Here is a 23,861-nt window from a genome sequence, read left to right on the forward strand (position 1 = left end):
CCCGCCCTCCCGACATGACGTTCCTGGTCGCGTTCGACGGCTCACCACGCTCCCGGGCGGCGCTCGAACGGGCCGACAGGCTCGGCAGCGGCGTCGGCGAATCCGTCCTGGCAGCCACCGTGATCCCGACGGACGCCGCCTACGCCCGTGAGGTGGGGTGGCTCGACCCCGGCGAGCCCTTCGACGCCGAGCGGGTCGCCACGGCGCTCCGGGAACGCGTCGCAGAGATTGCACCGGACGCGTCGTTTCGCTACGAGACCACCGGCCGCCCGCCGTCGGCCAACGCCATCGCGAAACCGATCCGGAAACTCGCAAAGCGGACGGGCGCGTCGATGGTGTTCGTCGGCTCGGGCGACGGCGGTCGGCTGACGACGACGCTGTCGAGCATCTCGGGCCGGATCGGGACCGACGACGCCTACGATGTCGTCTTCGTCCGGTCGCTCCCGGAGTCCTAGCGGGCTACTCCAGGCGGTCGCCCAGAGTCGCCGGATCGAGCCCCAGTCTGTCGGCGGTCCGTGCGAGAACCCTCGCGGCCCGCTCGTCGCCGACATCGCCGACGAGACACTCGATAAAGCCCGACAACAGCGCCGGGTCGATCCGCAGGTCGACGTACTCGACCTGTCCGCCCGCGACCACCGCGTCGATGTCCCACTCGCCTCTCTCGGGGTCGGTCATCCGTACGTCGACCCAGTCCTCGGCCGTCTCGTCGGTGTCTGTGAACACATCGTCTGCCATACCTGTCAGACGACGATCGGGTAGATAGCTGTTACTGCCCGATCAGTGGTCGTGATCGTGGTCGTGGCCGCCGTCGCCTCCGGAGAAGTCCCCGCCGGCGACGAGGGCGTCGTGGTCGCCCTCGATCATGTCCATGTTCTTCAGGTTGTCACGCTCCTCGAAGTCGGCGACGGCGTCTTCGAGGTCCTGCTGGGTCAGCGTCGTCCGTTCCTCGGTCAGGGCTTCGAGGACAGCCTCCCGGAGGACGAGTCGGAGGTCGCTGCCGGTCAGCCCCTCGGTCAGATCGGCGAGCGTCGCCGGGTCGAAATCCAGGATGTCCATCTCCCTAGTGATGATCCGCAGGATGTCCGCGCGCATGTCGTGGTCGGGCTTGGGGAAGTTGACGATCTCGTCGAAGCGCCGCCAGGCCGCGGCGTCCAGTTGGTCGGGGTGGTTGGTCGCGCCGATGAGCAACACCTCGTCCTGGATGAGCGAGATCTCGTCGATGCTCTTGAGCAGGGTGTTGACCGCCCGCTTGATCGCCGCGTGCTCGTCCGACGAGCGGGTCTTTGCGACGAAGTCGAACTCGTCCATGAAGAGGATACACGGCGAGAGGCGTTTGGCGACCTCGAAGACCTTCTCGACGTTCTTGGCGGTCTCGCCCAGATACTGGGAGGTGATCATCGACAGTTTCACCTCGACGAAGGGGAGGTCCAGATCGTGGGCGAGCGCGCGGGCGACGCTGGTCTTGCCGGTGCCGGGCGGCCCGACGAAGAGGAGTTTCCCGATCTCTCGAAGCCCGATCTGGGCGAGGTAGTCGCGGTGTTCGATAGCCTTGACGATCTTCTGGATCTCGCCTTCCTGGTCGGGGGTGAGCACGAGGTCGTTCAGGGTCATCTCGACCTCCTCGGGGGCCCGAACGTCGACGAGGTCGAGCATCTCCTCGTCGTCCTCGTCCTCGGTGTCGAACGCCTCCTCCAGCATGGCGTCGATGAAGGCCCGGTCGGCCCGCGCCGGCCGGTTCTGCTCGCGTGCCCGCTCGTAGTCGAGGTCGTCGAACTCCCGGTCGAACTCGGCCGCGAGGACGGGGTTGGCCAGGAGACGGTCGGCGTCGACCCGGTCGAGGAACCACTCCTCGGCCATCTCGCGGTTCGTGAACGACATCGTCCCGGAGAAGTCGTCCCGGTCGGTGAACATCAGCCCCGAGACCGTCGCCCAGGGCTGCTCGACGCCGGTCGCTTCGCTGGCGGTCGACTCCGTCGCAGACAGCGGTCGTTCGATCGTCCCGTCGCTCCAGAACACCGCCCGGTAGGCCGCCGGAAGGTCGTCCGGTTCGAGGTCCCGCCGGTCCGTGTAGACGACTGTCGTCAGCAGGAACTCGACGACATCCAGTTCCGCGTTGCTCATTCCCACTTTGATTGGCCCGCGACGGGCATAAGTGACTCGGAGCGTGCCCACCAGCGCAAACAGATATATAGTTTCGCTTAGAATATTACGTCTATGTCATCTCGAAACTCCCTCGTTCGGATGTACAGCGGGCGGATCGGCGAACCGACCACGGACGACGAAGCGTACGGCTACTGGCTGTTCGTCCTGGGCATCCTGCTCGGTATCGCGGGCCTACTGCTGTTTTACTTCTCGCCGGACAACTCCCTCCCCCGGCAGTTGGGCTACATCGCCGGCGCGATCGGTCTCGTCTCGCTCATCGTTGGGCCGACGCTCCGCTTACCGCTGTCGCGGCGGGCACTGACGCTCTCGTACGTCGGGGCGGTCGTCTGTCTGGCCGGGATCGTCTGGTTCACGATGGTCTACCCGGCGAACTGGACGGGGCCGACCGGACACGTCGGCGTCATCTCCGTGTACCTGCTCGGCCTGTTCCTGACGGCCGTCGGCGCCATCGTCGCACCGCTGTTGACCGGCCGACAGGAAGAGTACGAGCGGATGCGTGAGACCGCCGAAACCGCCACGCAGACGGCGAAGGCATCGTCGGCGGCGGCGAGTGAGGCGACTCGGGCGGCCGAGCAGGCGACCGAGGAACGCGACTCGCTGGCCGAGCAACTGGCCACCAGCGACGCCGCACGCGAGGAGATGGCGACGGTGCTCGACGCGACCGAGGCGGAACTGACCGCTGCACACGAGACGATCGCGGCCGCGATGGAGAGCAAGGCGACCTTCGAGGTGTACGCGGACAGGGCCGGGAAGTACCGCTGGCGGCTCCGTCACCGGAACTCGAACGTCATCGCCGACAGCGCCCAGGGGTACGCCTCCCGACAGAAGGCGATGCAGGGCCTGCGCAGCGTCCAGGCAAACGCCGCCGGCGGCGGCGTCGTGCTCCTCCCGGACGCCACGGAGGACGACACGGCCGAGGATGTCCCGGAGATTCCGGCCGAAGAGAGCCAGGCGACCTACGAGGTCTACGAGGACAAGGGCGGGGAGTTCCGCTGGCGGCTGCGTCACGACAACGGGAACATCATCGCCGACGGCAGCGAAGGGTACGCCTCGAAGTCCAACGCCCGCCGCGGCCTCGCCGGCGTCAAGGCGTACGTGGCCGGCGCTCCCTACCTCACGCTCGATCCCGTCGGATTCGAGGTGTATCCGGACGCCGCCGGCGAGTTCCGCTGGCGGTTGCTCCACCGCAACGGCAACGTCCTCGCCGACAGCGGCGAGGGGTACACGACCCGCGCCAGCGCCCGACGCGCGGCCGAACGGGTCCAGAAGCGGGCACCGGCGGCGGCCGTCGACGACGGCTTCGAGGTCTACGAGGACACCGCCGGGAAGTGGCGCTGGCGGCTCCGGGCCGAAAACGGCGAGATCGTCGCCGACAGCGGCCAGGGCTACAGCAACCGCAGTAAGGCCATGGACGGCCTCGAACGGGTCCAGAACTACGCGGCCGACGCGGGCCTGCTCCCGGTCGGGAGCACCGTCTTCGAACTGTTCGCCGACAAAGCCGACGAGTGGCGCTGGCGACTGCGCCACCGGAACGGGAACGTCCTCGCCGACAGCGGCGAAGGATACACGGAACGAAACAAGGCCATCGACGCCATCGAAGGCGTGAAACGCCACGCTCCGGGCGCCGAAACCGCCGAGTAACGCCGACCGACCGTTCTCCGCTGGGGAGAATGCCCGAACTACTTAAGCGGATTTCCCCCGAAGTTCCGAACATGACAGTTGATTCACTCGAATCGGCGGGACTCACGCGGATGGACGAGGACGCCATCGAGGCGTTCCTCGAAAGCCAGCGCGTCGGCGTGCTGGGCCTGCCGGCGGAGGACGCACCGTACATGGTGCCGATCTCCTACGGCTACGACGGCGAGGCGCTGTACTTCACGTTCGTCGGCGGCCCTGACAGCCGGAAGCGACAGCTCGTCGACCGGGCCGAGACGGCAGGCTTTCTCGTCTACGACGTTCGGTCGATGTTCAACTGGGAGAGCGTGGTCCTGACCGGCCGGCCCGAAGCCGTCCCCGAGTCGGAACTGGCGGACCTCGAAACGGTGCTCGAAGGCGCGTGGCGTCCGGAAGTGTTCGAGCGGGCCATCGCATCGGACGACATCGTCGTCTATCGGTTCCGGATCGAGGACCGCGACGGCATCAAACACACGGGGCTGCCGCCGGGCTTTGGCGAGGCCTGAGCCCGGCTCGACAACTCCCCACCGGGTGTGCGGAGTTTGTCAGGGTTTAACACGAGCGGGAGCGTTGAGTCGGCCATGCCAACACCGGTCATCGTCGACGCAGTGCGGACGCCACAGGGGAAAGAGGACGGCGCGTACGCCGAGGTTCGCAGCGAGGATCTGTCGATCCCGCTGGTCAACCAGTTGCTCGCCAGCACCGGCGTCGAATCTGACGAGGTCGACGACCTGCTGTGGGGCTGTGCCCAGCAACGAGGCGAACAGGGGAACAACCTCGCCCGCGTGATCTCGCTGCTGTCTGACCTGGGCGAGTCGGTCCCCGGATCGACGGTCAACCGCTGGTGTGCGTCCTCCGCGGAGGCGCTGATGCGGGCCGCCGACGCCGTCGCCGCGGGGCAACGCGAGGTCCTGATCGCCGGCGGCGTCGAGTCGATGTCCCGGGTGAAGATGGGCGAGAACACTCACAACGTCCACCCGCGGCTGGCAGAGCTGTACAACATCGGCGAGCTCCAGATGGGGATGACCGCCGAGAAGGTCTCCGAGGAACACGAGATCACACGCGAAGCACAGGACGAGTACGCTCTCCGCAGTCACGAGCGGGCCGCCGCGGCGACCGACGACGGTCGCTTCGGCGACGAGATCGTCCCGATCGAGACCGACGAGGGCCGCGTCGACGAGGACGAGGGCATCCGCCGTGACACCTCCCTGGAGACGCTCGCCGGCCTGCCGACCGTCTTCAAGTCCGACGGCACCGTCACGCCGGGCAACGCCTCGCAGGTCTCGGACGGCGCGGCCGGCCTCATGGTCACCTCCCGGGAGTTCGCCGAAGAGCGCGGGCTGGACGTGCTCGCGGAGATCGGCGCCCACGAGGTCGCCGGCGTCGACCCGACGGTCATGGGTATCGGGCCGGTCCCCGCGGTCCGGCAGTTGGGCGAACGGATCGGCCGGGACACCGACGAGTACGACCTGATCGAACTGAACGAGGCCTTCGCCTCCCAGACGCTGTACTGCCAGCGGGAACTGGGCTTCGACGACGACGCGTTCAACGTCAACGGCGGCGCCATCGCCATCGGCCACCCGCTCGGGGCCAGCGGCGCCCGCCTCCCGGTGACGCTCGTCCACGAGATGAACCGCCGGGACGCCGACCTGGGGCTGGCGACCGAGTGTGTCGGCTTCGGCCAGGGCGCGGCCATCGAGTTCCACCGGCCCTGACGCGCTGCTCGCGCGGAGCGGCCGACCACGGGCTGTCCCTGGTCGGCCGACTACCCGACCTGGGCGAGTATCCGGGGGACGAACACGGCCTCGAAGGCCGCGAGCGCGAGGACGACCCACCGGAGGGGCCCCGAGAGGAAGACGAACGCGACGAACGTGAGGACCAGCGCGCTGACAAAGCCCATCCCGTAGCGGACGGCGGGGCTGTCGAATAGAGCGTTCATACGAGGGGGATCGGCGAGGACCGGGATAGCCGTTGTCATCCCACAGCAGAGGGTCGTCGTCGCGCGGCAGGGCTCACTCCTCGCGTACGGAGAGCAGTTCGGCGGCCAGGTCCTCGGTGTAGGCGCCGCTGCCGCCGACGCTGCGGTGGGTCCCCTCGACATCGAGGACGAGTCCGTTCTGGCCGGTGAACTCGGCTGTCGCGGGCTCGACCAGCCCCTGTTTCGTCTCGACGACTCGCCCCGTCACCGTCTCCGCTCCCTGTCCCGGGAAGAGGTGGGCCGTCACCGTCAGCGACTGGGGGTCGTGGTAGGTCGCGACGGCGAACAGCCCGTGGCGAAACGACACCCGCTCCAGTGGAAGCGAGGGGCAGTCGGCGCGGTAGACCTGGTCGCCGGCCGCCCAGAAGTTCGACCACTGCGAGAGGATCGCGATGGCGTTTTTCGGGCTCTGTTCGATCGCGAGGCCGTACTCCCCCTGACGGTGTTTGCCGTGCAACAGCGAGGAGTCGCTGGTGATCGAGACACGCCCGTCGGCGGCGGCCAGACTCGCGACGGTCGCCTCCCACGTCCGGACGGCGTGTGCCCCGCTGGCGATCTGCTCGACATCGACACGGTCGTCGATCCCGGCCGTCCCCAGCAGGACGGCGACGAACACGCCCCGGTGGACGGCGCGTTCGAGCGGCGCCGCGAGGCGGCTGATCGCGGGCGCGGGAACCGACAGGAACACCTCCTGCTCGGCGTCCTCGATGAGCCGTTCCAGGCGGTCGTAGAGGGTCTCCCGCGTCCGGACGAGTTCGACCGCGGGGTAGTCCGGTTCCGTCTCGGTGTGGCGCTTGGCGAGGTCGGTCGCCAGTTCCGAGAGCTCGTCGGTCATCGACTCGATGGCCGACTCCGGGTCGACCGCCCGGACCTGTGTCGGCGTGCGGTGATCGTCGACGACGACGAGCCCGCGGTCCTCTAAGCTCTCGACGAGGTCGTAGACGTAGCCCGTCGAGATGTCGGTCGCCGTACTGAGCTCCGCGATGGTCGCGGAACCCCGTTCCAACACCGCGACGTACGTGCGTGCCTCCGTCTCCGAGAGCCCGAACCGGGTCAACTGCGCTACCGTCTCCGCCATGCACGCAATGGCGTGGCCGACGCCTTCAGTCCATCGACGGTGACGTTCGGTACCACGACTGACACGTTGCTCCGAATTCTCACGGGCTTTTACCGCTCGCTGTCGTCGTGACCGTATGGACGTTCAGGGAATCTTCAACGAGTTGCCGTTCGTCGAGGAGCTGGGAATGGAACTCACCACCGTCGAAGAGGGCCACGCCGAGGGACGGCTCCCGCTGGCGGACGAACACTCCTCGAACCCGGCGAAACAGATCGCACACGGCGGCGTGACGTACTCGCTGGTCGACACCGTCGGCGGCGCGGCCGTCGTCTCGCTGTCGGGGACGATCTCGCCGACCGTCGACATGCGGATCGACTATCTCGCGCCGGCGACGGCGGACCTCCACGCCGAGGCCGAGGTGGTCCGGATGGGCGGGAGCGTCGCCGTCGTCGACATCGACGTGTACGACGCCGACGACCACCACGTCGCGACGGCTCGCGGGACGTACAAGACGAGCGGCGAGGGCGACGGATCGCCCTGGCGACACGAGGACGCTTAGTCGCTGCCGACCAGTTTCATTCCGTCACGGACGGACTCACGGCGACCCAGCAGCGTCACCATATCGCCGTCCTGAAGGACGTAGTCGGCCGTCGGAACCTGTGCTTCCTCGAAGTTCTCGCCGCTGACCAGCGCGATGAGACACGCTTCGGGGAGCATCGGCCCGACCTCACGGACGGACTTGCCGACGAGGTCCGAGTTCGTCAGTTCGACCTCCTGTACGTCGCCGGTCCGGCCCACGTCGGTCATCCAGTGGGCGATCGCCGGCCGCTCGATCTGGTTGTCGATGGCCCAGGCGGTCGCCATCGCCGAGGAGATGGTCCGCACGCCCAGGTCCTCGAAGGCCTCGACGTTGTCGGGGTTGTTCGCGCGAGCGATGACCCGCTCGACATCGAACTTCGAACTGGCCAGTTGGGACACCAGCAGGTTCGCGTCGTCGTCGCCGGTGGCCGCGACCACGGTCTTGGCGTTCTCGGCCCCGGCAGAGCGTAACACGTCGGTATCGGTACCGTCACCGATCTCGACGGCATACCCCAGGTTCCGGGCACGTTCGACGATCGATTCGTCCTCTTCGATGATGACGACGTTCTCGCCTCGATCTTCGAGGCGTTCGGCGAGCGCACGGCCCACCTGTCCGCCGCCAACGATGATGACTCTCATTGGTATCACGTCCAGATATTCCGCGATGTAGCGCGCGAGACCGCCCTCGAACAGCGCGGTCACGAAGATGACCAGGAAGACGGTCCCCAGCAGGATCTCCGCCTGTGTGGCCAGCAGTTCCGCCTGCGCACCGCCGACCTCCTCGGCGACGGTGTTCAGTTCGACGGCGAACAGCGTCGCGACCGACGCCGGGATGATCCCGCGTGGCCCGACGAAACTGACGAACAGCTTCTCGCCCCGCGTGAACCGGTCCCCGGCCGTCGAGATGAACACGAGCAGCGGGCGGATGAGCAAGGCGACGGCGGCGACGACGACGATCCCCGCCAGTCCGACATCGATCAGGGCGTCCAGGCTCAGTTGGGCGGCCAGCGCGATGAACACGAACGAGAGGACCAGCAGCGTGATGTCGCCTTTGAACTCCTCGATGTCCTCCTCGTAGGGGTGGTCGATGTTACCGAGCGCGATCCCGGCGGTGGCGGCCGCGGCGACGCCCGCCTCGGTCGCGATGGTGTTGGCCACGGCGTAGGCGACCAGCGCGCCGGCGAGCGTCAACAGCCGGGCGTTCCGCGGTGCGTCGCTTGGCGAGAGGTCGATGTACTGCAGGAGGTAGTACAACAGCCCGGCGACGACGAGGCCGACCAGCAGGCCGGTCCCCAGTCGGAGCGCGAACGCCTGGATCAGTCCCTCGCTGGTCGTGGCGGGGTTGACCGTCTCGAAGACGACCACGGCGATGATCGCGGCGGTCACGTCGTTGACGATCCCCTCCGTCTCCAGGGCGGTCGCGACCCGGTCCCGGACCGGGACGACGCTCAGGATCGGCGTGATGACCGTCGGCCCCGTCGCCACTAGCAGGGCGCCGATGAGCACCGCGAGGTTCCAGGAGACGGCCGGGTCGTCGAACGCGAACTTGACCGCGATAGCGGTGCCGACGAGGGCGATGACCGCGCCCAGTGTCACGAGCCGGAACGTCGCCGCAGGGGCCTCGCGGATACGCTCGAACCGGAGGTGGTAGGCCCCCTCGAAGACGATGATCGCGACGGCCAGGCCGACGATCGCCGACAGGGCACCGCCGAAGGTGCCGCTGCCGATGATCCCCAGTCCGGGTTGCCCGATGATGATTCCGACGAGCAAGTAGAAGATGATACTCGGGACCCTGAGCCGGGCGGCCGCGACCTGTGCGAGCACACCGAGTCCGATGATACCGGCGACGAGTGGAATCAGTAGGGCGGAGCTACCAGCCACTGGTGTCCTCCATCGTCCCGGGTGACGGACGGCCTACTGATAAACGCGTCTACTCGCCGTGCTCGGTGTCGCGCCGGTCCAGCGCGACCAGCACGCCACGGACGTTCATCGCCACCTCCGCCCGTGCCTTGTGGTCGCTCCAGACATCGGGAGTCGTGACGGTCTCGACGAAGTGGTCGACGACCGCCTGGTCGTCCTCGCGGTCGGCACGGACCGTCGCCACGTCGGCGACCCACTCCGACAGTTTGTCGGCGTACACCGCCAGCCGGTCGTCGGTCGGGGCGGGGCCGAAGTGGCCGTACAGCAGCGTCTCGGGGTCGATCTCCTGGAGCCGTTCGACATCTTCGAGCGCCGTCTCCAGTTCGAAGTTCACCGGCGGGCTCGTGACGTGGACCTCGTCGGTCGAGGGCGTGTAGATGCCGGCGGCGTCGGCCGTGAACACCCCGTCGATGGTCGGGTCGTGGAAGACGACCTGGTGGGGGGCGTGGCCCGGCGCGTGGATCACTTCGAAGGTGTGATCGCCCAGGTCGATCTCGTCGCCGTCTTCGACCGTCTCGATGCGCTCTTCGGGGACCGGTTCCGGTTCGACGTAGTACTGGATCTGGTCGCCGACGGCCTGTTTGGTCCCCTCCCAGAGTCGGCCGGGGTCGACGAGGTGGCGCGCGCCCGACTCGTGGACGTAGACCGTGGCGTTCGGGCACGCCTCCGCAAGGTAGCCGGCCCCGCCGGCGTGGTCCAGATGGACGTGTGTCACCGCGATCGTTTCGAGGGCCTCGGGAGCGACCCCGACCTCGTCCATCGCATCGAGGATGTTCTCGTAGCGGGTGCCGATGCCCGTGTCCACGAGCGCCGGCCGCTCGGCGTCGACGATGTACACCGAGCCGTATTCCTCGACATCGTACATCCCGGTGTCGACGTAGTAGACATCCGCACAGTCGTCGGCCTCGAACACGTCACCGATTGCCATAGCTCGGATGGCGGCCGGCGGCGGGAAAACCGTTGCGACCCCGGTCAGGAGATGTGGATGGCGGGCTTGTTCGGCCGGGCCTTCCGGGCGAGGTCGTCGTCGCCGCCCCGTCGGACAGTCACGTCGGCACCGAACTCGTCTTCGAACAGCCAGCGGGCCTGCTCCAACACGGCGAGTTCCCGGTCGCCGTCGACGATCGGTTCCAGCCCGGCACCCTCCGCGGCCAGGTCGGCGGCGTAGTCGGCCGCGGCGTCGCCATGCTCCCTGATCCGCTCGTCGTCCATGATGGCGCCGACGATGGCGTCGCCGGGATCGGCCGCGCGGGCGATCTCGTAGGCGTCGTACTGCCAGTCGGGCGCGACGACGAGTTCGATCGTCTCGGGATCGTCGATGTCGACCACCTCGGTGATGTCCCGAACGTCGTCGAGCGTCGTCCGGACGAGCTGGCGCTCGATACGGTAGTGTTCGACATCCCGCAGCGACTCGGGCCAGTCGGCGGCCGCGACCGGGCCTTCCTCGTCCAGGGTGAGCCACATCTCCTCGGCGAGATACGGGGCGATCGGGGCGACCAGTTTCGTCAGTACGCGCAGCGCCCGCCCGTAGGCGAACCGATAGGGCTCGTCGTAGCTGGCGTACCGGCGCAACAGGCGCGCGAACCGCTGGAGTTCGCTGACGACGCGGTGGAAGCGGAACCGCTCGTACTCCTCGGTGACAGCGGCGATGGTGCGGTCGATCTCGCGTTCGAGGTAGGCGTCGTGGTCGGCGCTGTCGGTCCGGCCCGTCCCCTCGGCGAAGTCGGTTGCCATCCCGTAGAGAGTCTGCTGGAAGTCGTAGGCCGTCGACACGTCCTTGACCGTCCACTCGAAGTCCTGGGCCGGGTGGGCCGCAGAGAGGACGAACAGCCGGGTCGTCTCGGCGCCGTACTCGTGGGGCGCGATGTCGTTGCCCTTCGACTTGGACATCTTCTCGCCGCCGTGCAGCACCGTCCCCTGGTTGATGAGCCGGTCGACCGGTTCCCGCCGGTCCAGCAGTCCCAGGTCCGCGAGCGCGCGGGTGAAAAACCGGATGTACAGCAGGTGGAGCACGGCGTGTTCCTCGCCGCCGACGTACACGTCCACGGGAAGCCACTCGTCGGCGGTCGCCTGGTCGAAGGGGGCGTCGTCGAAGTGGGGCGAGAGATAGCGCAGGAAGTACCACGAGGAGTCGACGAACGTGTCCATCGTGTCGGTCTCCCGCACCGCGTCGGCCCCACAGTCCGGACAGGTCGTCTGTTTCCACTCCTCGGCGGCGTCGAGCGGGTTCCCGGTCGTCTGGACGTACTCCGGCAGTTCGACGGGGAGGTCCTCATCGGGGACCGGAACGTGTCCACAGTCCGCACAGTGGACGACGGGGATCGGCGTCCCCCAGTAGCGCTGCCGGGAGATGAGCCAGTCCCGCAGGCGGTAGGTGGTCGCCGCCTCGGCGGTGTCGTGAGCCAGCAGACGGTCGCGGGCGGCCGTGCTCGCCAGCCCGTCGTACTCCCCGCTTGCGGTGAGCATCCCGTCGTCGGTGTACGGTTCCCCCGGGAGGTTCGTTCCGGTGCCGTCGACGGGTTCGACGACCTGCTCGACCGGGAGGTCGTGCTCGCCGGCGAAGGCGTGGTCCCGCTCGTTGTGGGCCGGGACACCCATCACCGCGCCGGTCCCCACGTCGTCTAAGACGTAGGCTGCGACGTACACCGGCAGCTCCTCGCCGGTGTAGGGGTGGGTCGCCGTGAGGTCGGTCTCGACGCCGGACAGGCCGGCGTCGTCGGCGTCGGCGACCGACTCGACGTAGTCGGCCACGGCCTCGTCCGCGGCGGCCAGTTCACGGGCGAGGTCGTGGCCCGGCGAGAGCGCGAGGTAGGTCGCGCCGTAGACGGTGTCCAGCCGGGTCGTGAACGCCTCGATCGGGCCGGCGTCGGTCTCGAAGGCGACGCGGGCGCCCTCCTGGCGGCCGATCCAGTTGCGCTGGCTGTCCCGGACGCCTTCGGGCCACCCGTCGAGGTCGTCCAGGCCGTCGTAGAGTTCGTCGGCGTAGTCGGTGATCGTGAAGAACCACTGGTCGAGATCACGCTGTTCGACGCCGGTGCCACAGCGCCAGCAGACCCCGCGGTCGTCGCCGTGGCCGGGACCGTGGCTCCGGTGGCGCTCGCTCCCCTCGGGTCGTTCGACCTGGGCGTCGGCCAGCACCGTCTCGCAGTCGGGACACCAGTTGACCGTCGCGGCGTCGTACTCGACGAGTCCCTCGTCGTAGAAGCGGGTGAACAGCCACTGGTTCCACCGGTAGTAGTCGGGATCACAGGTGGTGATCTCCCGGGACCAGTCGTAGCCAAAGCCCATCTCTTCTAGGTCGTCGCGCATCCGCTCGATACACGAGCGAGTCCAGGACTCGGGGTCGGTGTCCCGTTGGTAGGCGGCGTTCTCGGCCGGCAGCCCGAAGGCGTCCCACCCCATCGGGTGGAGAACATCGTCACCGTCCATCCGGCGATAGCGGGCGTAGGCGTCGGTGATCGCGTAGTTGCGGATGTGGCCCATGTGGAGCGATCCCGACGTGTAGGGGAACATCCCCAGGACGTAGGTCGGGTCGGTAGCGTCGTCGGGACAGTCGTAGACGCCCTCCCGCTCCCAGACGTGTTGCCAGTACTCCTGGACCCGCGTGTGGTCGTAGCGACGAGCCATTCGATACCGTAGCCTCCGCCGGCCGTCCACATGAGTGTTCGGCCGGCGAGGCTGTCGACTCCGTGATCCGTGGACCGAGCCGGCCATCCACATGAGTGTTCGGCCGACAGTGCGACAGTTTAAATCGCGGCAGGACCCAACCGAGCAGTAATGGACGTTGCGGACCTGCCGGGCGTGCCCGACTGGCTGCCCGACCATCTACGCGGAGACGGGATCGAGGAGCTGTATCCACCCCAGGCCGAGGCCGTCGAGGCCGGGGTCACGCGCGGTGAGAACCTCGTCGCCGCCATCCCGACCGCGAGCGGGAAAACTCTCGTGGCGGAACTGGCGATGCTGTCCTCGGTCGCCCGCGGCGGGACGGCGCTGTATATCGTCCCGTTGCGCGCGCTGGCAAGCGAGAAGCGCGCCGAGTTCGAACAGTTCGAGGAGTACGGCTTAGACGTAGGCGTCTCGACGGGCAACTACGAGTCCGACGGCGGCTGGCTGGCCGACAAGGACATCGTCGTCGCCACCAGCGAGAAGGTCGATTCCCTCGTGCGAAACGACGCGCCCTGGATCGGGGACCTGAGCTGTGTCGTCAGCGACGAGGTCCACCTCGTCGACGACGGGAACCGGGGACCGACGCTGGAGGTGACCCTGGCGAAGCTCCGCCGGCTCAACCCCGACCTGCAGACGGTTGCGCTGTCGGCGACCATCGGCAACGCCGACGAACTGGCCGGCTGGCTCGACGCCGAACTCGTCGACTCGGACTGGCGGCCCATCGACCTCCAGAAGGGGGTCCACTACGGCCAGGCGCTCCACCTCGAAGACGGGAGCCAGCAGCGCCTCGCCGTCCGTAACAACGAGAAGCCGACCGCCGCGATCGTCCGGGACACGCTGACCGACGACACCGACGAGGACGGCGAAGTGGTCGAGGAGGGGGGCTCGACACTGGTGTTCGTCAACTCCCGGCGCAACGCCGAGTCGGCCGCCGGCCGGCTGGGGAGTACGGTCCGACCCCACCTCAGCGACGACGAGCGCGACCAGTTGGCCGACGTGGCCGCCGAGATCCGGGACGTGAGCGACACCGAGACCAGCGACGACCTGGCCGACGCCGTCGCCGACGGCGCGGCGTTCCATCACGCCGGGCTGGCACGGGGCCACCGGGAACTCGTCGAGGAGGCGTTCCGGGACCGGCTCGTGAAGGTCGTCTGTGCGACGCCGACGCTGGCCGCCGGCGTGAACACGCCCTCCCGGCGCGTGGTCGTCCGGGACTGGCGCCGCTACGACGGCGAGGCCGGCGGGATGCAACCGCTCTCCGTGCTGGAGGTCCACCAGATGATGGGGCGGGCCGGCCGGCCCGGACTCGACCCCTACGGCGAGGCGGCGCTGATCGCCAACAGCCACGACGAACTCGACGAACTGTTCGAGCGGTACGTCTGGGCCGACCCCGAGCCCGTGCGGTCGAAACTCGCCGCCGAACCCGCTCTGCGGACACACATCCTGGCGACGGTCGCCTCCGGGTTCGCCCGGTCGCGCGGCGGCCTCCTGGAGTTTCTCGAACAGACGCTGTACGCGAGCCAGACGACCGAGAGCGGCCGGCTCGAACGGGTCGTCGGCGACGTGCTCACCTACCTCGAACGGAACGGCTTCGTCGAGCGGGACGGCGACGAACTCGACGCCACGTCGCTTGGCCACACCGTCTCGCGGCTCTACCTCGATCCGATGAGCGCCGCCGAGATCGTCGACGGGCTGGAACACTGGGAGCGCCACGCGGCCGAACCGGCGACCGACGGCGCCGAGCGGGCCGCCGATGACGGGTTCACGACCGCGAGCGAACTCGCGGACGGCGAGCAGGCCGGCGCGGCCGGGACGGACCCCGACGACATCTCGGCGCTGGGCCTGTTCCATCTCGTCTCGCGGACGCCGGACATGTACGAACTGTACCTCCGGTCGGGCGACCGCGAGGAGTACGAGATGGCGGTGTACGAGCGCGAGGCCGAACTGCTCGGGCCGACGCCCTCGGAGTTCGAGGACGACCGCTTCGAGGACTGGCTCGCGGCGTTCAAGACCGGCCGGCTGTTGGAGGACTGGGCCTCCGAGATCGACGAGGAGACGATCACCGAACGCTACGGCGTCGGCCCGGGCGACATCCGCGGGAAAGTCGAGACCGCGCAGTGGCTGCTGGGGGCCGCCGAGTCCCTGGCAAGCGAGGTCGGTCTGGACGCCGCACCGGCGATCAGCGAGGCCAGGCGGCGGGTCGAACACGGCGTCGGCGAGGAGCTGATCGATCTGGCGGGCGTGCGCGGCGTCGGCCGCAAGCGCGCCCGACGGCTCTACGACGCCGGCATCACCGACCGCGCCGCGCTGCGCGACGCCCCGAAACCGACCGTCCTCGCGGCGCTCCGGGGCCGGGAGAAGACCGCCGAGAACGTCCTGGAGAACGCCGGCCATCGGAACCCCTCGATGGAGGGGGTCGAACCGGACCCGGACGTTGCGGTCGTGGCGGACGACGGCTCGGCCGGAGAACGGTCGGACGACACTGCCGAGGACCAGTCCAGCCTGGGGGATTTCTGATGGAGGTCGTCGACGGGACCACGACGGTCGACGACGTGGGGGCGTTCGTCGCGGAGCTTGAGGGGATCGGCGACACCTACGGCGCGACGATCCAGGCGTTCGACGCCCGCTACGTGGTCGACCGCGCACACGTAGAGCGGGCGGTCGAACTGGCGACCCGCGCCCGCGACCGCGGCGAGGGGATCGCCGAGGACTTCGGCGTCGAGATCCTGCTGTACGCCGCCGGACGGCGCCAGATCAACCAGGCCCTGGAGATGGGCCTCAGCGACGGGGACTGTCCGGTCGTCGCCGTCGTGGTCGGCGGGGACGAAGCCGCCGCTGCCGCCGCCCTTGGCGACCTGCTCGACCCGGGTGAGACGCTGGGGGAGTACGACCGCGACCGGGTCCGCTCGTTTTTCGACGTGACCGACACCGAGTTGGCTGCGACCGAGGGAACCATCGCCGATGCCGTCCACGAGCGGGTCGCGCTGTTGCCCGTCGAGAAGTAGCGACAGTGTTTTTCCGCGCTGTGTGTTACGCTGGGCCATGGATTCGCCGCGAACTGCCCGAACCGGTATCGACTCGCGTGTCTGTCGTCGCCGGAGACCGTGACCGCACTGACCGATCCGGTCGACATCGGCGGGCTCACGGTCCCGAACCGGCTCTACCGAGCACCGGTCCTCGAATGCGCCGGCAACGGACCGGACGCCGTCGACACGCTCGTCGACGAACTCGAACCGACCGCCGAGTCCGGCGTCGGCCTCGTCTTCCAGGGGGCGAGCATCGTCACCGACAGGGGCGGCTGTGCGGCCCCGAACATGACGCGGGTCCACGACCCCGATTTCGTCGCGGACCTGGAGCGGCTGACCGGCGCCGTCCACGACCACGGCGGGCGCATCTTCCTCCAGTTGGCCCACGGCGGCCTGCGAAGTATGTCGACCTGGCACGCCGGCTATCGTGAACGGCATCCCGAACAGCGCCAACTGGCCGTCTCGCGCCCGCCCTGGCAGCTCCGACTGCTGGACCGGGCGGGCCTGATCTCGCTCCGGCCGGCCGTGCTCTCGACCGACGAGGTGTGGGACCTGGCCGAGCAGTTCGGCCGGTGTGCCGGCTACGCGGCCGACGCCGGCTACGACGGCGTCCACCTCTCGGCGGCGAACATGAGCCTGATCCAGCAGTTCCTCTCGCCGTTCTACAACCGCCGGAACGACGAGTTCGCCGACGGCGTGCGGTTTCTGGAGGCGATCCACGACGCCGTCCGCGACCACGCCGGATCGATCCCCCTGGTGACCAAGGTCCCGGCCGAGACGGTCGCACCGGAGTTCGTTCGAAGGCATCTATCGAGAGCCGACGGGCTCGCGATCGCCGAGCGGCTCGCCGGGATCGGCTACGACGGCCTGGTCCCCGTCGAGGTGTCGACGTTCTGGGACATGAGCATCGTCCGCGGGGCATTCCCGGACCGCGCGTGGGCCGCAAGCGACCTCCAGAACGACTACGCGTCGGTCTTCGGAAGTCGACTGCGGGCGCGGGCCGTGGCGCTGTTGAACCGGTTTCAGGCCAGGCGGTTCGACCACGACCCGGGCTGGAACGCCGACTTCTGTCGGGCGGTCCGTGAACGGGTCGACGTGCCGGTGTTGCTCGAAGGCGGGCTGCGGACCCGGGCGGACTGTGACCGCTATCTGGGCACCGGCAGCGACAGGCCTGCTGCCGACCTGGTGGGGATGGCCCGCCCGTTCTACGCCGAACCGCGGCTTGGCGCTCGCCTGCTTGCCGGCGCGGACGCGCTGTGTGAGAGCTGTAACAACTGTACGATCCCGCAGGTGACCGGCGAGCCCGGGCGGTGTCGGACGCCGTCGGTCGTCCGCGAGCAGGGCCGGCTCACGAGTCGAGGTGCCTACGAGAGAAATAGTTCCGACGAGTAGCCGGTAGCGACGGTCTGTGAGGCGGAAGCACCGCACGGCAGTGGTCTGGACCGACTCGTGTCGACAGCGCTGTCGACACACTCCGGCCCCGTAACGGTTGGTCAGATTACAATTATATTTTGTCTCCGGCAGCGGTGAGAGAAAGCCTGATACAGTTCCAACACTGATGACCGCCGATGACCGCCGAGATTACGTCGGAATCCGTCGAGTTGACAGTCGACGGCGACGACATCGACGTTCACTACCGGACCGGTGGCGACGGGCCGCCGCTGGTGTTTCTCCACGGGATCGGGCTGGACGCCGCGACGGTGTCCTGGCGCCACGCGCTCCCCGCGCTCGCGGGCGAACGGACCGTCTACGCGCCCGATCTCCCCGGCCACGGACGCAGCGACAAACCCGATCGGGCGTACACGACCGAGTACTACCTGGAGACGGTCACGGCGTTTCTCGACGTCCTCGACATCACGCAGCCGGCGCTCGCGGGCCTCTCGATGGGGGGTGCGCTGGCGCTGGGGTACGCGCTGGACGGCGGCGAGGTTGAACGGCTCGTCCTCGTCGACAGCTACGGCCTCGGCGCGGACGCGTACTGGCGGGTCGCCGCGACGGGGATCTTTCAGACACCCGTCGTAGGCAATATGCTCTGGCAGGGCGTCAGCACGTCGAAACCGGCGATCAGATCGGGGCTGCGAAGCATGGGGGCGACGGAGCCACCACAGGAACTGGTCGACCGGGTCGCGTCGGTCGTGGATCGCCGGACCGTCCGGGCGATGCGGCGCTGGCAGCGCAGCGAGTTCCGCGCGACGGGGTTCAAGACCGACTACTCCGACCGCCTCTCGGAGGTGAAGGTGCCGACGCTGTTGGTCCACGGCGCGGCGGACCCGCTGCTCCCGAAATCGTGGGCCGAACGGGCGGCCGCGTCGCTCTCGGATAGCGAACTGGAGATACTGCGGGAGTGCGGACACTGTCCGCCACGGGAACAGCCGGAGCGGTTCAACCGGGCACTGCGGGCCTTCTGTTAGTTCGGCAGTTCGTCGATCAGGACGACCGCTTCGCCGTCGATGGCGACCTCGCCCTCGTCGATGACGCGGGTCGTCAGGCGGTACTGATCGTCCCCGAGGTCTTCGACGATCTCACACTCGGCTGTCAGTCGGTCGCCGATGCGAACCGGGTTGTGGAACTCCAGGTCCTGCGAGAGGTAGATCGTCAGGCCGGGAAGCCGTGCCAGCGCCGCGCTGATGAGGCTCCCGACCAGCGTCCCGTGGGCGATCCGCCCGCGGAAGCGGGTTTGCTCGGCGAACTCGTCGTCGAGGTGGAGCGGGTTCGTGTCGCCGCTCGCGGCGGCGAACTGCCGGACATCGTCGTCGGAGATGGTCTTCGTGAACTCCGCACGGTCCCCGACACCCAGGTAGTCGGGATGGTCCTCCGAGAGCGAGACGTGCCACTCGGGGAGGTCTTCGTCGGGTTCGATACGTTCGACGGGTTCAGCTACGTCCTCGTCGTCCTGCTGGACGCCGAAGGCGGCGAAGGCTGCCCGGTTGGCCGCGACAACGCTGTTGAACATGTGTGTGGAAGTCTCCGTCCACGTGTCCAGCAGCGGGTTCCGATGGGATTCAGAACTCATCGATACTGATATCTAGTCGTCCGGGTATTAAACCTTGGCGTTGTTTCACCGTTTACAGCCCCGAGAGCCCGTCTATCCGCCGGGGAGGGTGTTTTACGGTCAGCTTGAACGACATATATCGCCCGACGGGGCCGGGACGAAAGGACAGATTACCGCTCTCCACTTGCTACCATTGAATGGTAACGAATGGTATTGAGGGGAAGTTTTATGTCGTTGAAGGGAGTAGACGGTAGTACCGATGGCCGACGAGGACGATGGCCTGCTGTGGCCCCCGATGTTCAAAGGGATGCAACAGGCGAGCGAGAACGCGATGCAACAACAGCAGGAGATGATGAAACAGCTGTTCGCCTCCGGCGGCATGCCGAGCATGGATATGAACCAGCTCGGTGCAATGAGCCAGATGGCGACGTTCAAGACCCGCGTGCAAAGCGGGGGTCGAATCAGCATCCCCGATGCCGAGCGCGAGGCGCTGGACATCGAAGAAGGGGACATCGTCCAGGCAGTCGTCCTCCCGGTCAGTAAAAATTCAGAGTGATTACAATGGTAGACTACACAACCCCCGTCACGACCGCTTTCGAGATGCAGCGCGCGTCGATCGAACAGAGCCAGAAGGCCCTCGAACAGAGCTTCGAGTTCCAGAAGAACGTCAACGAGGCCGTCATCGGCAGCCTCGACACCCAGGAGTCGGCCCAGCGCCGCGGTGTCGAACTCTCGAAGACCGCCTTCCACAGCTACCTCGACGCCATCGAGTCGACGATGCCCGGCGTCGCCGGCAGCGTCGAGGAGGTCCGCCAGGCAGTCGACGACCAGTACGACTTCCTGCTGGAGAACCACGCCGAGCTGTTCGACAACATGGAGAGCGAGATGGTCGAAGGCGCCGACGCCTACGACGAGATGACCCAGGAGTACCTCGACGCCGTCACCGAGCAGGTCGAGATGCTCGTCGAGGCACACGAGGAACTGGAGTCCCAGTCCGTCGAGGCCGCCGAGCAGTTCGGCGACCAGCTCGACGAGGTCCAGGAGCAGGTCGAGGAGATGCAGGCCCAGGTCGAGGAAGTCCAGGCGAAGGCCGCCGACGCCGTCGAGGCGTAACGAACCAGCCGTTTTTTGTGCGCGAACGCGCGAGCTATTACTATGAGCAACAACGAGATGCAACAGGAATGGGCGGAGATGGTCGAGGAGATGAACAACGCGGTCGCCGACTCGATGGAACAGAACATGAAGGCCCAGTCGGCCTTCGTCGAGTCCTGGGCGGACGCCGTCGAGGATTCGATGCTGGGACAGGAGGAGATGAGCGAGGGCTTCGAAGGGTACGGACAGGCCTACGAGACCTGGCTCGACGCCACCGAACAGCTGATGGAACGGTCGACCGACGCCGCACAGGGCGAGGATGTCGACCCGGCGGAGTTCCGTGACATCTGGCTGCAGGCGGCCAACGAGGCGTTCAAGAACGTGATGAGCACGTCGGCCTTCGCCGCCGCCAACGGCCAGCTCGTCGAGTCGATGATGGAGATGCAACAGGAGGCAGACGAGGTGAGCCAGGACGCCATCGCACAGATGGGGTTCCCGACGCGGGACGACATGGACGAGGTCGGCGAGCGCCTGCTCGAAGTCGAGCGCCGCCAGCACGCCGTCGAACAGAAGCTCGACCGCGTCCTCGAACACCTCGAGGAGTAAGCCATGTCGAGCAACCCACTCAACCCCTTCGCGGCGGCACTGAACGTCCAGACGAAGACCCTGGAATCGATGAGCGACGCCGCCGACCGGAGCCAGATCGCCGACGAGCGCCTGGAGCTGATGGAGTCGGTCGAGGTCGGCCAGACGCCCAGCGAGGTCGTCTACGAGGAGAACAAGCTCGAACTGCTCCACTACGACGCCGAGGCCGCGGGCATCGAGGTCGCCGAGGAGGACAAGGAGTCTGTCCCCATCCTCATCACGTACGCGCTGATCAACCGACCGTACATCCTGGACCTCCAGGAGGAGCGGTCGGTCGTCCGACGGCTGCTCGAGGGCGGCCACGATGTCTACCTCATCGACTGGAACGAGCCCTCCCGGCTCGACCAGCACCTGACCCTGGACGACTACGTCAACCGCTACATGGACAACTGCGTCGACGTGGTCCGGGAACGGTCGGGCCAGGACGCCATCAACATCCTGGGCTACTGCATGGGCGGGACGATGTCGGTGATGTACGCCGCGCTCCACCCCGAGAAGGTCAACGCACTGGGCCTGATGGCCGCCGGCCTCTGTTTCGACCACACCGGTGGCGTCCTCGAAGAGTGGGGTAGCGACGAGTACTACTCCCCCGAGGACGTGACCGAGACGTTCGGGAACGTCCCGGCGGACATGCTCGACATCGGCTTCGCGCTGATGGACCCCGTCGAGAACTACGTCTCGAAGTACATCCGCCTGGCCGAGAACATCGAGAGCGAGGGCTTCGTCGAGAACTTCGGCCGGATGGAGAAGTGGCTGGGCGACGGTATCGACGTTGCCGGGGAAGCGTACGTCCAGTTCCTCGAAGACGTGTACCAGGACAACAAGCTCTACCGGAACGAACTGGAGCTGGACGGCAAACACGTCGACCTGAACAACATCGACATGCCAGTCCTCCAGCTGATGGGCGAGTACGACCACCTCATCCCGCCGGAGGCCTCCAAGCCGTTCAACGATGTCATCGCCAGCGAGGACACCAGAACTATCGAGTTCTCGACGGGCCACATCGGCCTCTCGGTGTCCTCGTCGACTCACGCGGACCTCTGGCCCGAGGTGGCACAGTGGTACAGCGACCGCAACCGCGGCGACGAAGTCGACATCGCGGTCGAGTCGCCCGGCGAGCACGACGAGGACCCGGTCGACGACGCTGCCGCGACCGAGGAAGGCGGCGTCGAGGCCGCCGCGGATGTCGAGACGGTTTCGGGCATCGGCCCGACCTACGCCGACCGCCTCCACGCGGCCGGGATCGAGACCGTCGCGGACCTCGCGGAGTACGACGCGGCCGAACTGGCCGAGATCGCCGAGACGACCGAGTCCCGCGCCCAAGACTGGCTCGACCAGCTGTAGCGCGGCCGCTCTTTTTCACACTCGCGGCCCTATCGACAGCTATGCGCGTCTCCGTCATCGGCGGCTCGGCGGTCACCGACGACCAGTACAGCCAGGCACGGGAAGTCGGTCGATTGCTGGGCGAACGCGGTCACGAGGTCGTCTGTGGTGGGCTGGGCGGCGTCATGGAAGCGGTCTGCAAGGGCGCGAGCCGGGCCGGCGGGCACACTATCGGGATCGTCCCGGGCGACCGTCGCGCAGCGGCAAACGACTACGTCGACACAGTCATCGCGACCGGGCTGGGAAGCGCCCGGAACGTCCTGGTCGTGATGAACGGTGCCGCGGCGATCGCCGTCGACGGCAACACCGGGACGCTCTCGGAGATCGGGCACGCCCTCGACATGAACCGGCCGGTCGCAGGGATAGACACCCACGACATCGACGGGGTCGAACACGTCGAGGCGCCACGGGAAGCCGTGGAGTACGTCGAGTCAACGCTGTAGTCGGCGGACGACGGCCGCGAGCGCCAGCAGCCCGATCCCCACCGCCCGGACCCGGCCGCGGGCACCGCTCCGGGGCCGGAAATCGACCGCGAGCGTGACGCGGTAGCCGATCCGGGCGGTCCGTAACAGGAGCCCCGGGACCAGTAGGTGGACGATACCGGCCAGTGCCGTCCCGATCCAGACCAGTCGGCGTTCGATCGTCGAGAGACGCATGGGACCGGGTACGGACCGGAGCGGCATAAGCGGTCGATCGCCTGTGAAACCGAGTTCACAACCGGGCGTCGGTGTCGGCGGGTCGGCGTTCGAGCGACGTCACCGCCGCGCGCTCGTCGAGGTCGACCGCCAGCCGTTCGCCGCCAGCCGAGAGCGTGACCGTGACCGTCCACGGATCTGTCCCCCGGACCGTGATACGATCGGGGTCGACGACACAGTCGAACGCCCAGGCCGGCGTCGTCCGCGGGTCGACCCCGTGGTCGTAGAGCCAGCCCGCGACGGCGGGGTGGGCGAGGACGGCGATCCCGACCGGCGGATAGTTGTAGAAGCTACAGCCCGCACAGTCGACGGCGAGGACGGCCGGGTGGTCGTCGGCGTAGTGGCTGTCCAGTTCCGACCCGGCGCCCGACGCGAGGCGCGTCTCGACGACGCCGGCACAGACCGGACAGACGCCGGCCAGCGCGAACCGCCAGAACAGCCGTGTCCGCCGGTCGAACGCCGCCGCGACCGCCGGTGGGGAACGGTCCTGGATCCCGCCCGGATCGAACGGAAAGGAGAGGACGATCGACGCACAGTCGAGACAGCCCACCCGACCGAGGTAGTCCTCGTACGTGAACGTCAGCGACGCCCCGCAGTCCGGACAGGCCGCGTCGAGGGACACCGAGTCGACTTCGGCCTCCCGGTGGAGGACGCCGCTGCGGATCGCGTCGATGACGCGGTGGCCCGGATAGCGCAGCGTGTAGTCGTCGCCTTCTTTCCCGACGAACTGGCCCGTCACCTGCGAGAGGTGGTAGTTGAACTTCCCGCTGTCGCGCTCGCCGACGCGGTCCTGTAGTTGTGCGTAGGGCAGCGCGTGGCCGTCGGCCGCCCAGAGCGCGAACAGAATCTCGACGCGGAGTTCGTGGCTGAAGAGTCCGAACGCCTCCTCGGGCGCTCTGTGGGAGACGCCCTCGTCGTCGGCCATACGGCCGTTTCGACCGGTCCGTACTAAACGCCTGCGCCGTGTCCGACGTGTAAGGAGAGTTACTGA

General features: G+C 67.8%; 24 protein-coding genes. 14 read left to right on the forward strand and 10 right to left on the reverse strand.

What is annotated here, in order from left to right; genetic code table 11:
* Positions 1–14: 14 nt before the first annotated feature.
* Positions 15–455, forward strand: coding sequence for a universal stress protein (locus tag P1L40_RS09205; protein WP_284011036.1), 441 nt, complete (start codon positions 15–17; stop codon positions 453–455).
* A 4-nt stretch (positions 456–459) separates the two neighbouring features.
* Here P1L40_RS09205 and P1L40_RS09210 read toward each other — a convergent pair whose 3' ends face one another.
* Both P1L40_RS09210 and P1L40_RS09215 read right to left on the reverse strand, forming a co-directional pair.
* On the reverse strand, positions 460–735 hold the full coding sequence (locus P1L40_RS09210; RefSeq protein ID WP_284011037.1) for a hypothetical protein: 276 nt from the start codon (positions 733–735) through the stop codon (positions 460–462).
* A 42-nt stretch (positions 736–777) separates the two neighbouring features.
* Positions 778–2,121: an ATP-binding protein gene (locus tag P1L40_RS09215; RefSeq protein ID WP_284011038.1), complete on the reverse strand. Its 1,344-nt coding sequence runs from the start codon at positions 2,119–2,121 to the stop codon at positions 778–780.
* Between the two features lie 120 nt (positions 2,122–2,241).
* Here P1L40_RS09215 and P1L40_RS09220 point away from each other — a divergent pair, with 120 nt between their 5' ends.
* The 3 genes from P1L40_RS09220 (at position 2,242) to P1L40_RS09230 (ending at position 5,552) form a co-directional block, all read left to right on the forward strand.
* Positions 2,242–3,804 carry a YegP family protein gene (locus P1L40_RS09220; RefSeq protein WP_284011053.1) on the forward strand — a complete coding sequence of 521 codons (1,563 nt, stop codon included), beginning with the start codon at positions 2,242–2,244 and terminating at the stop codon, positions 3,802–3,804.
* A 71-nt stretch (positions 3,805–3,875) separates the two neighbouring features.
* Entirely contained in the window at positions 3,876–4,343 is a 468-nt protein-coding gene (locus P1L40_RS09225; protein ID WP_284011039.1) for a pyridoxamine 5'-phosphate oxidase family protein, read from the forward strand.
* Positions 4,344–4,418: 75 nt separating this feature from the next.
* Positions 4,419–5,552, forward strand: a complete 1,134-nt coding sequence (locus P1L40_RS09230; RefSeq protein ID WP_284011040.1) for a thiolase family protein — start codon at positions 4,419–4,421, stop codon at positions 5,550–5,552.
* A gap of 50 nt (positions 5,553–5,602) precedes the next feature.
* On the opposite strand, the gene P1L40_RS09235 is transcribed toward P1L40_RS09230, so the two are convergent.
* Positions 5,603–5,776: a hypothetical protein gene (locus tag P1L40_RS09235; protein WP_284011041.1), complete on the reverse strand. Its 174-nt coding sequence runs from the start codon at positions 5,774–5,776 to the stop codon at positions 5,603–5,605.
* Between the two features lie 73 nt (positions 5,777–5,849).
* Positions 5,850–6,893 carry a TrmB family transcriptional regulator gene (locus P1L40_RS09240; protein WP_284011042.1) on the reverse strand — a complete coding sequence of 348 codons (1,044 nt, stop codon included), beginning with the start codon at positions 6,891–6,893 and terminating at the stop codon, positions 5,850–5,852.
* 115 nt (positions 6,894–7,008) lie between these two features.
* Between P1L40_RS09240 and P1L40_RS09245 the strand changes: the two genes are divergently transcribed.
* Positions 7,009–7,431, forward strand: a complete 423-nt coding sequence (locus tag P1L40_RS09245) for a PaaI family thioesterase (RefSeq protein ID WP_284011043.1) — start codon at positions 7,009–7,011, stop codon at positions 7,429–7,431.
* On the opposite strand, the gene P1L40_RS09250 is transcribed toward P1L40_RS09245, so the two are convergent.
* Genes P1L40_RS09250 through leuS form a run of 3 tightly spaced genes read right to left on the reverse strand, consistent with a single transcriptional unit; the run spans position 7,428 to position 12,998 of the window.
* Positions 7,428–9,332 (reverse strand): cation:proton antiporter domain-containing protein, encoded by a 1,905-nt coding sequence (locus P1L40_RS09250; protein ID WP_284011044.1) that lies wholly within the window; start codon positions 9,330–9,332, stop codon positions 7,428–7,430. The genes P1L40_RS09245 and P1L40_RS09250 overlap by 4 nt on opposite strands.
* 49 nt (positions 9,333–9,381) lie before the next feature.
* Positions 9,382–10,299 carry an MBL fold metallo-hydrolase gene (locus P1L40_RS09255; RefSeq protein ID WP_284011045.1) on the reverse strand — a complete coding sequence of 306 codons (918 nt, stop codon included), beginning with the start codon at positions 10,297–10,299 and terminating at the stop codon, positions 9,382–9,384.
* 44 nt (positions 10,300–10,343) lie between these two features.
* Positions 10,344–12,998, reverse strand: coding sequence for a leucine--tRNA ligase (gene leuS, locus P1L40_RS09260; RefSeq protein ID WP_284011046.1), 2,655 nt, complete (start codon positions 12,996–12,998; stop codon positions 10,344–10,346).
* A 150-nt stretch (positions 12,999–13,148) separates the two neighbouring features.
* Here leuS and P1L40_RS09265 point away from each other — a divergent pair, with 150 nt between their 5' ends.
* The 4 genes from P1L40_RS09265 to P1L40_RS09280 all read left to right on the forward strand — a co-directional run bounded on the left by P1L40_RS09265 (position 13,149) and on the right by P1L40_RS09280 (position 18,474).
* A complete protein-coding gene (locus P1L40_RS09265; protein WP_284011047.1) occupies positions 13,149–15,554 on the forward strand; it encodes an ATP-dependent DNA helicase in 2,406 nt (801 codons plus the stop codon).
* Entirely contained in the window at positions 15,554–16,042 is a 489-nt protein-coding gene (cgi121, locus tag P1L40_RS09270) for a KEOPS complex subunit Cgi121 (RefSeq protein ID WP_284011048.1), read from the forward strand. The genes P1L40_RS09265 and cgi121 overlap by 1 nt, the downstream gene beginning before the upstream one ends.
* Before the next feature lie 99 nt (positions 16,043–16,141).
* Positions 16,142–17,455, forward strand: coding sequence for an oxidoreductase (locus tag P1L40_RS09275; RefSeq protein WP_284011049.1), 1,314 nt, complete (start codon positions 16,142–16,144; stop codon positions 17,453–17,455).
* A gap of 176 nt (positions 17,456–17,631) precedes the next feature.
* On the forward strand, positions 17,632–18,474 hold the full coding sequence (locus P1L40_RS09280; protein ID WP_284006525.1) for an alpha/beta fold hydrolase: 843 nt from the start codon (positions 17,632–17,634) through the stop codon (positions 18,472–18,474).
* On the opposite strand, the gene P1L40_RS09285 is transcribed toward P1L40_RS09280, so the two are convergent.
* Entirely contained in the window at positions 18,471–19,016 is a 546-nt protein-coding gene (locus tag P1L40_RS09285; RefSeq protein WP_284011054.1) for a MaoC family dehydratase, read from the reverse strand. The genes P1L40_RS09280 and P1L40_RS09285 overlap by 4 nt on opposite strands.
* A 298-nt stretch (positions 19,017–19,314) precedes the next feature.
* On the opposite strand from P1L40_RS09285, the gene P1L40_RS09290 reads away from it, so the two are divergent.
* Genes P1L40_RS09290 through P1L40_RS09310 form a run of 5 tightly spaced genes read left to right on the forward strand, consistent with a single transcriptional unit; the run spans position 19,315 to position 22,618 of the window.
* Positions 19,315–19,611, forward strand: a complete 297-nt coding sequence (locus P1L40_RS09290; protein WP_284006527.1) for an AbrB/MazE/SpoVT family DNA-binding domain-containing protein — start codon at positions 19,315–19,317, stop codon at positions 19,609–19,611.
* Positions 19,612–19,616: 5 nt separating this feature from the next.
* A complete protein-coding gene (locus P1L40_RS09295; RefSeq protein ID WP_284006529.1) occupies positions 19,617–20,168 on the forward strand; it encodes a hypothetical protein in 552 nt (183 codons plus the stop codon).
* Between the two features lie 42 nt (positions 20,169–20,210).
* Entirely contained in the window at positions 20,211–20,753 is a 543-nt protein-coding gene (locus tag P1L40_RS09300) for a poly(R)-hydroxyalkanoic acid synthase subunit PhaE (protein WP_284006531.1), read from the forward strand.
* 3 nt (positions 20,754–20,756) lie between these two features.
* Positions 20,757–22,136, forward strand: a complete 1,380-nt coding sequence (phaC, locus tag P1L40_RS09305; protein ID WP_284006532.1) for a poly(3-hydroxyalkanoate) polymerase subunit PhaC — start codon at positions 20,757–20,759, stop codon at positions 22,134–22,136.
* 41 nt (positions 22,137–22,177) lie between these two features.
* On the forward strand, positions 22,178–22,618 hold the full coding sequence (locus P1L40_RS09310; RefSeq protein ID WP_284006534.1) for a TIGR00725 family protein: 441 nt from the start codon (positions 22,178–22,180) through the stop codon (positions 22,616–22,618).
* On the opposite strand, the gene P1L40_RS09315 is transcribed toward P1L40_RS09310, so the two are convergent.
* A complete protein-coding gene (locus P1L40_RS09315; RefSeq protein WP_284006535.1) occupies positions 22,607–22,831 on the reverse strand; it encodes a hypothetical protein in 225 nt (74 codons plus the stop codon). The two genes, P1L40_RS09310 and P1L40_RS09315, sit on opposite strands and share 12 nt — an antisense overlap.
* A 55-nt stretch (positions 22,832–22,886) precedes the next feature.
* Positions 22,887–23,795 (reverse strand): DUF7351 domain-containing protein, encoded by a 909-nt coding sequence (locus tag P1L40_RS09320; protein WP_284006536.1) that lies wholly within the window; start codon positions 23,793–23,795, stop codon positions 22,887–22,889.
* Between the last annotated feature and the right edge of the window lie 66 nt (positions 23,796–23,861).

Source organism: Haloarcula pelagica, assembly GCF_030127105.1.
GTDB classification, from domain to species: Archaea; Halobacteriota; Halobacteria; order Halobacteriales; family Haloarculaceae; genus Haloarcula; species Haloarcula pelagica.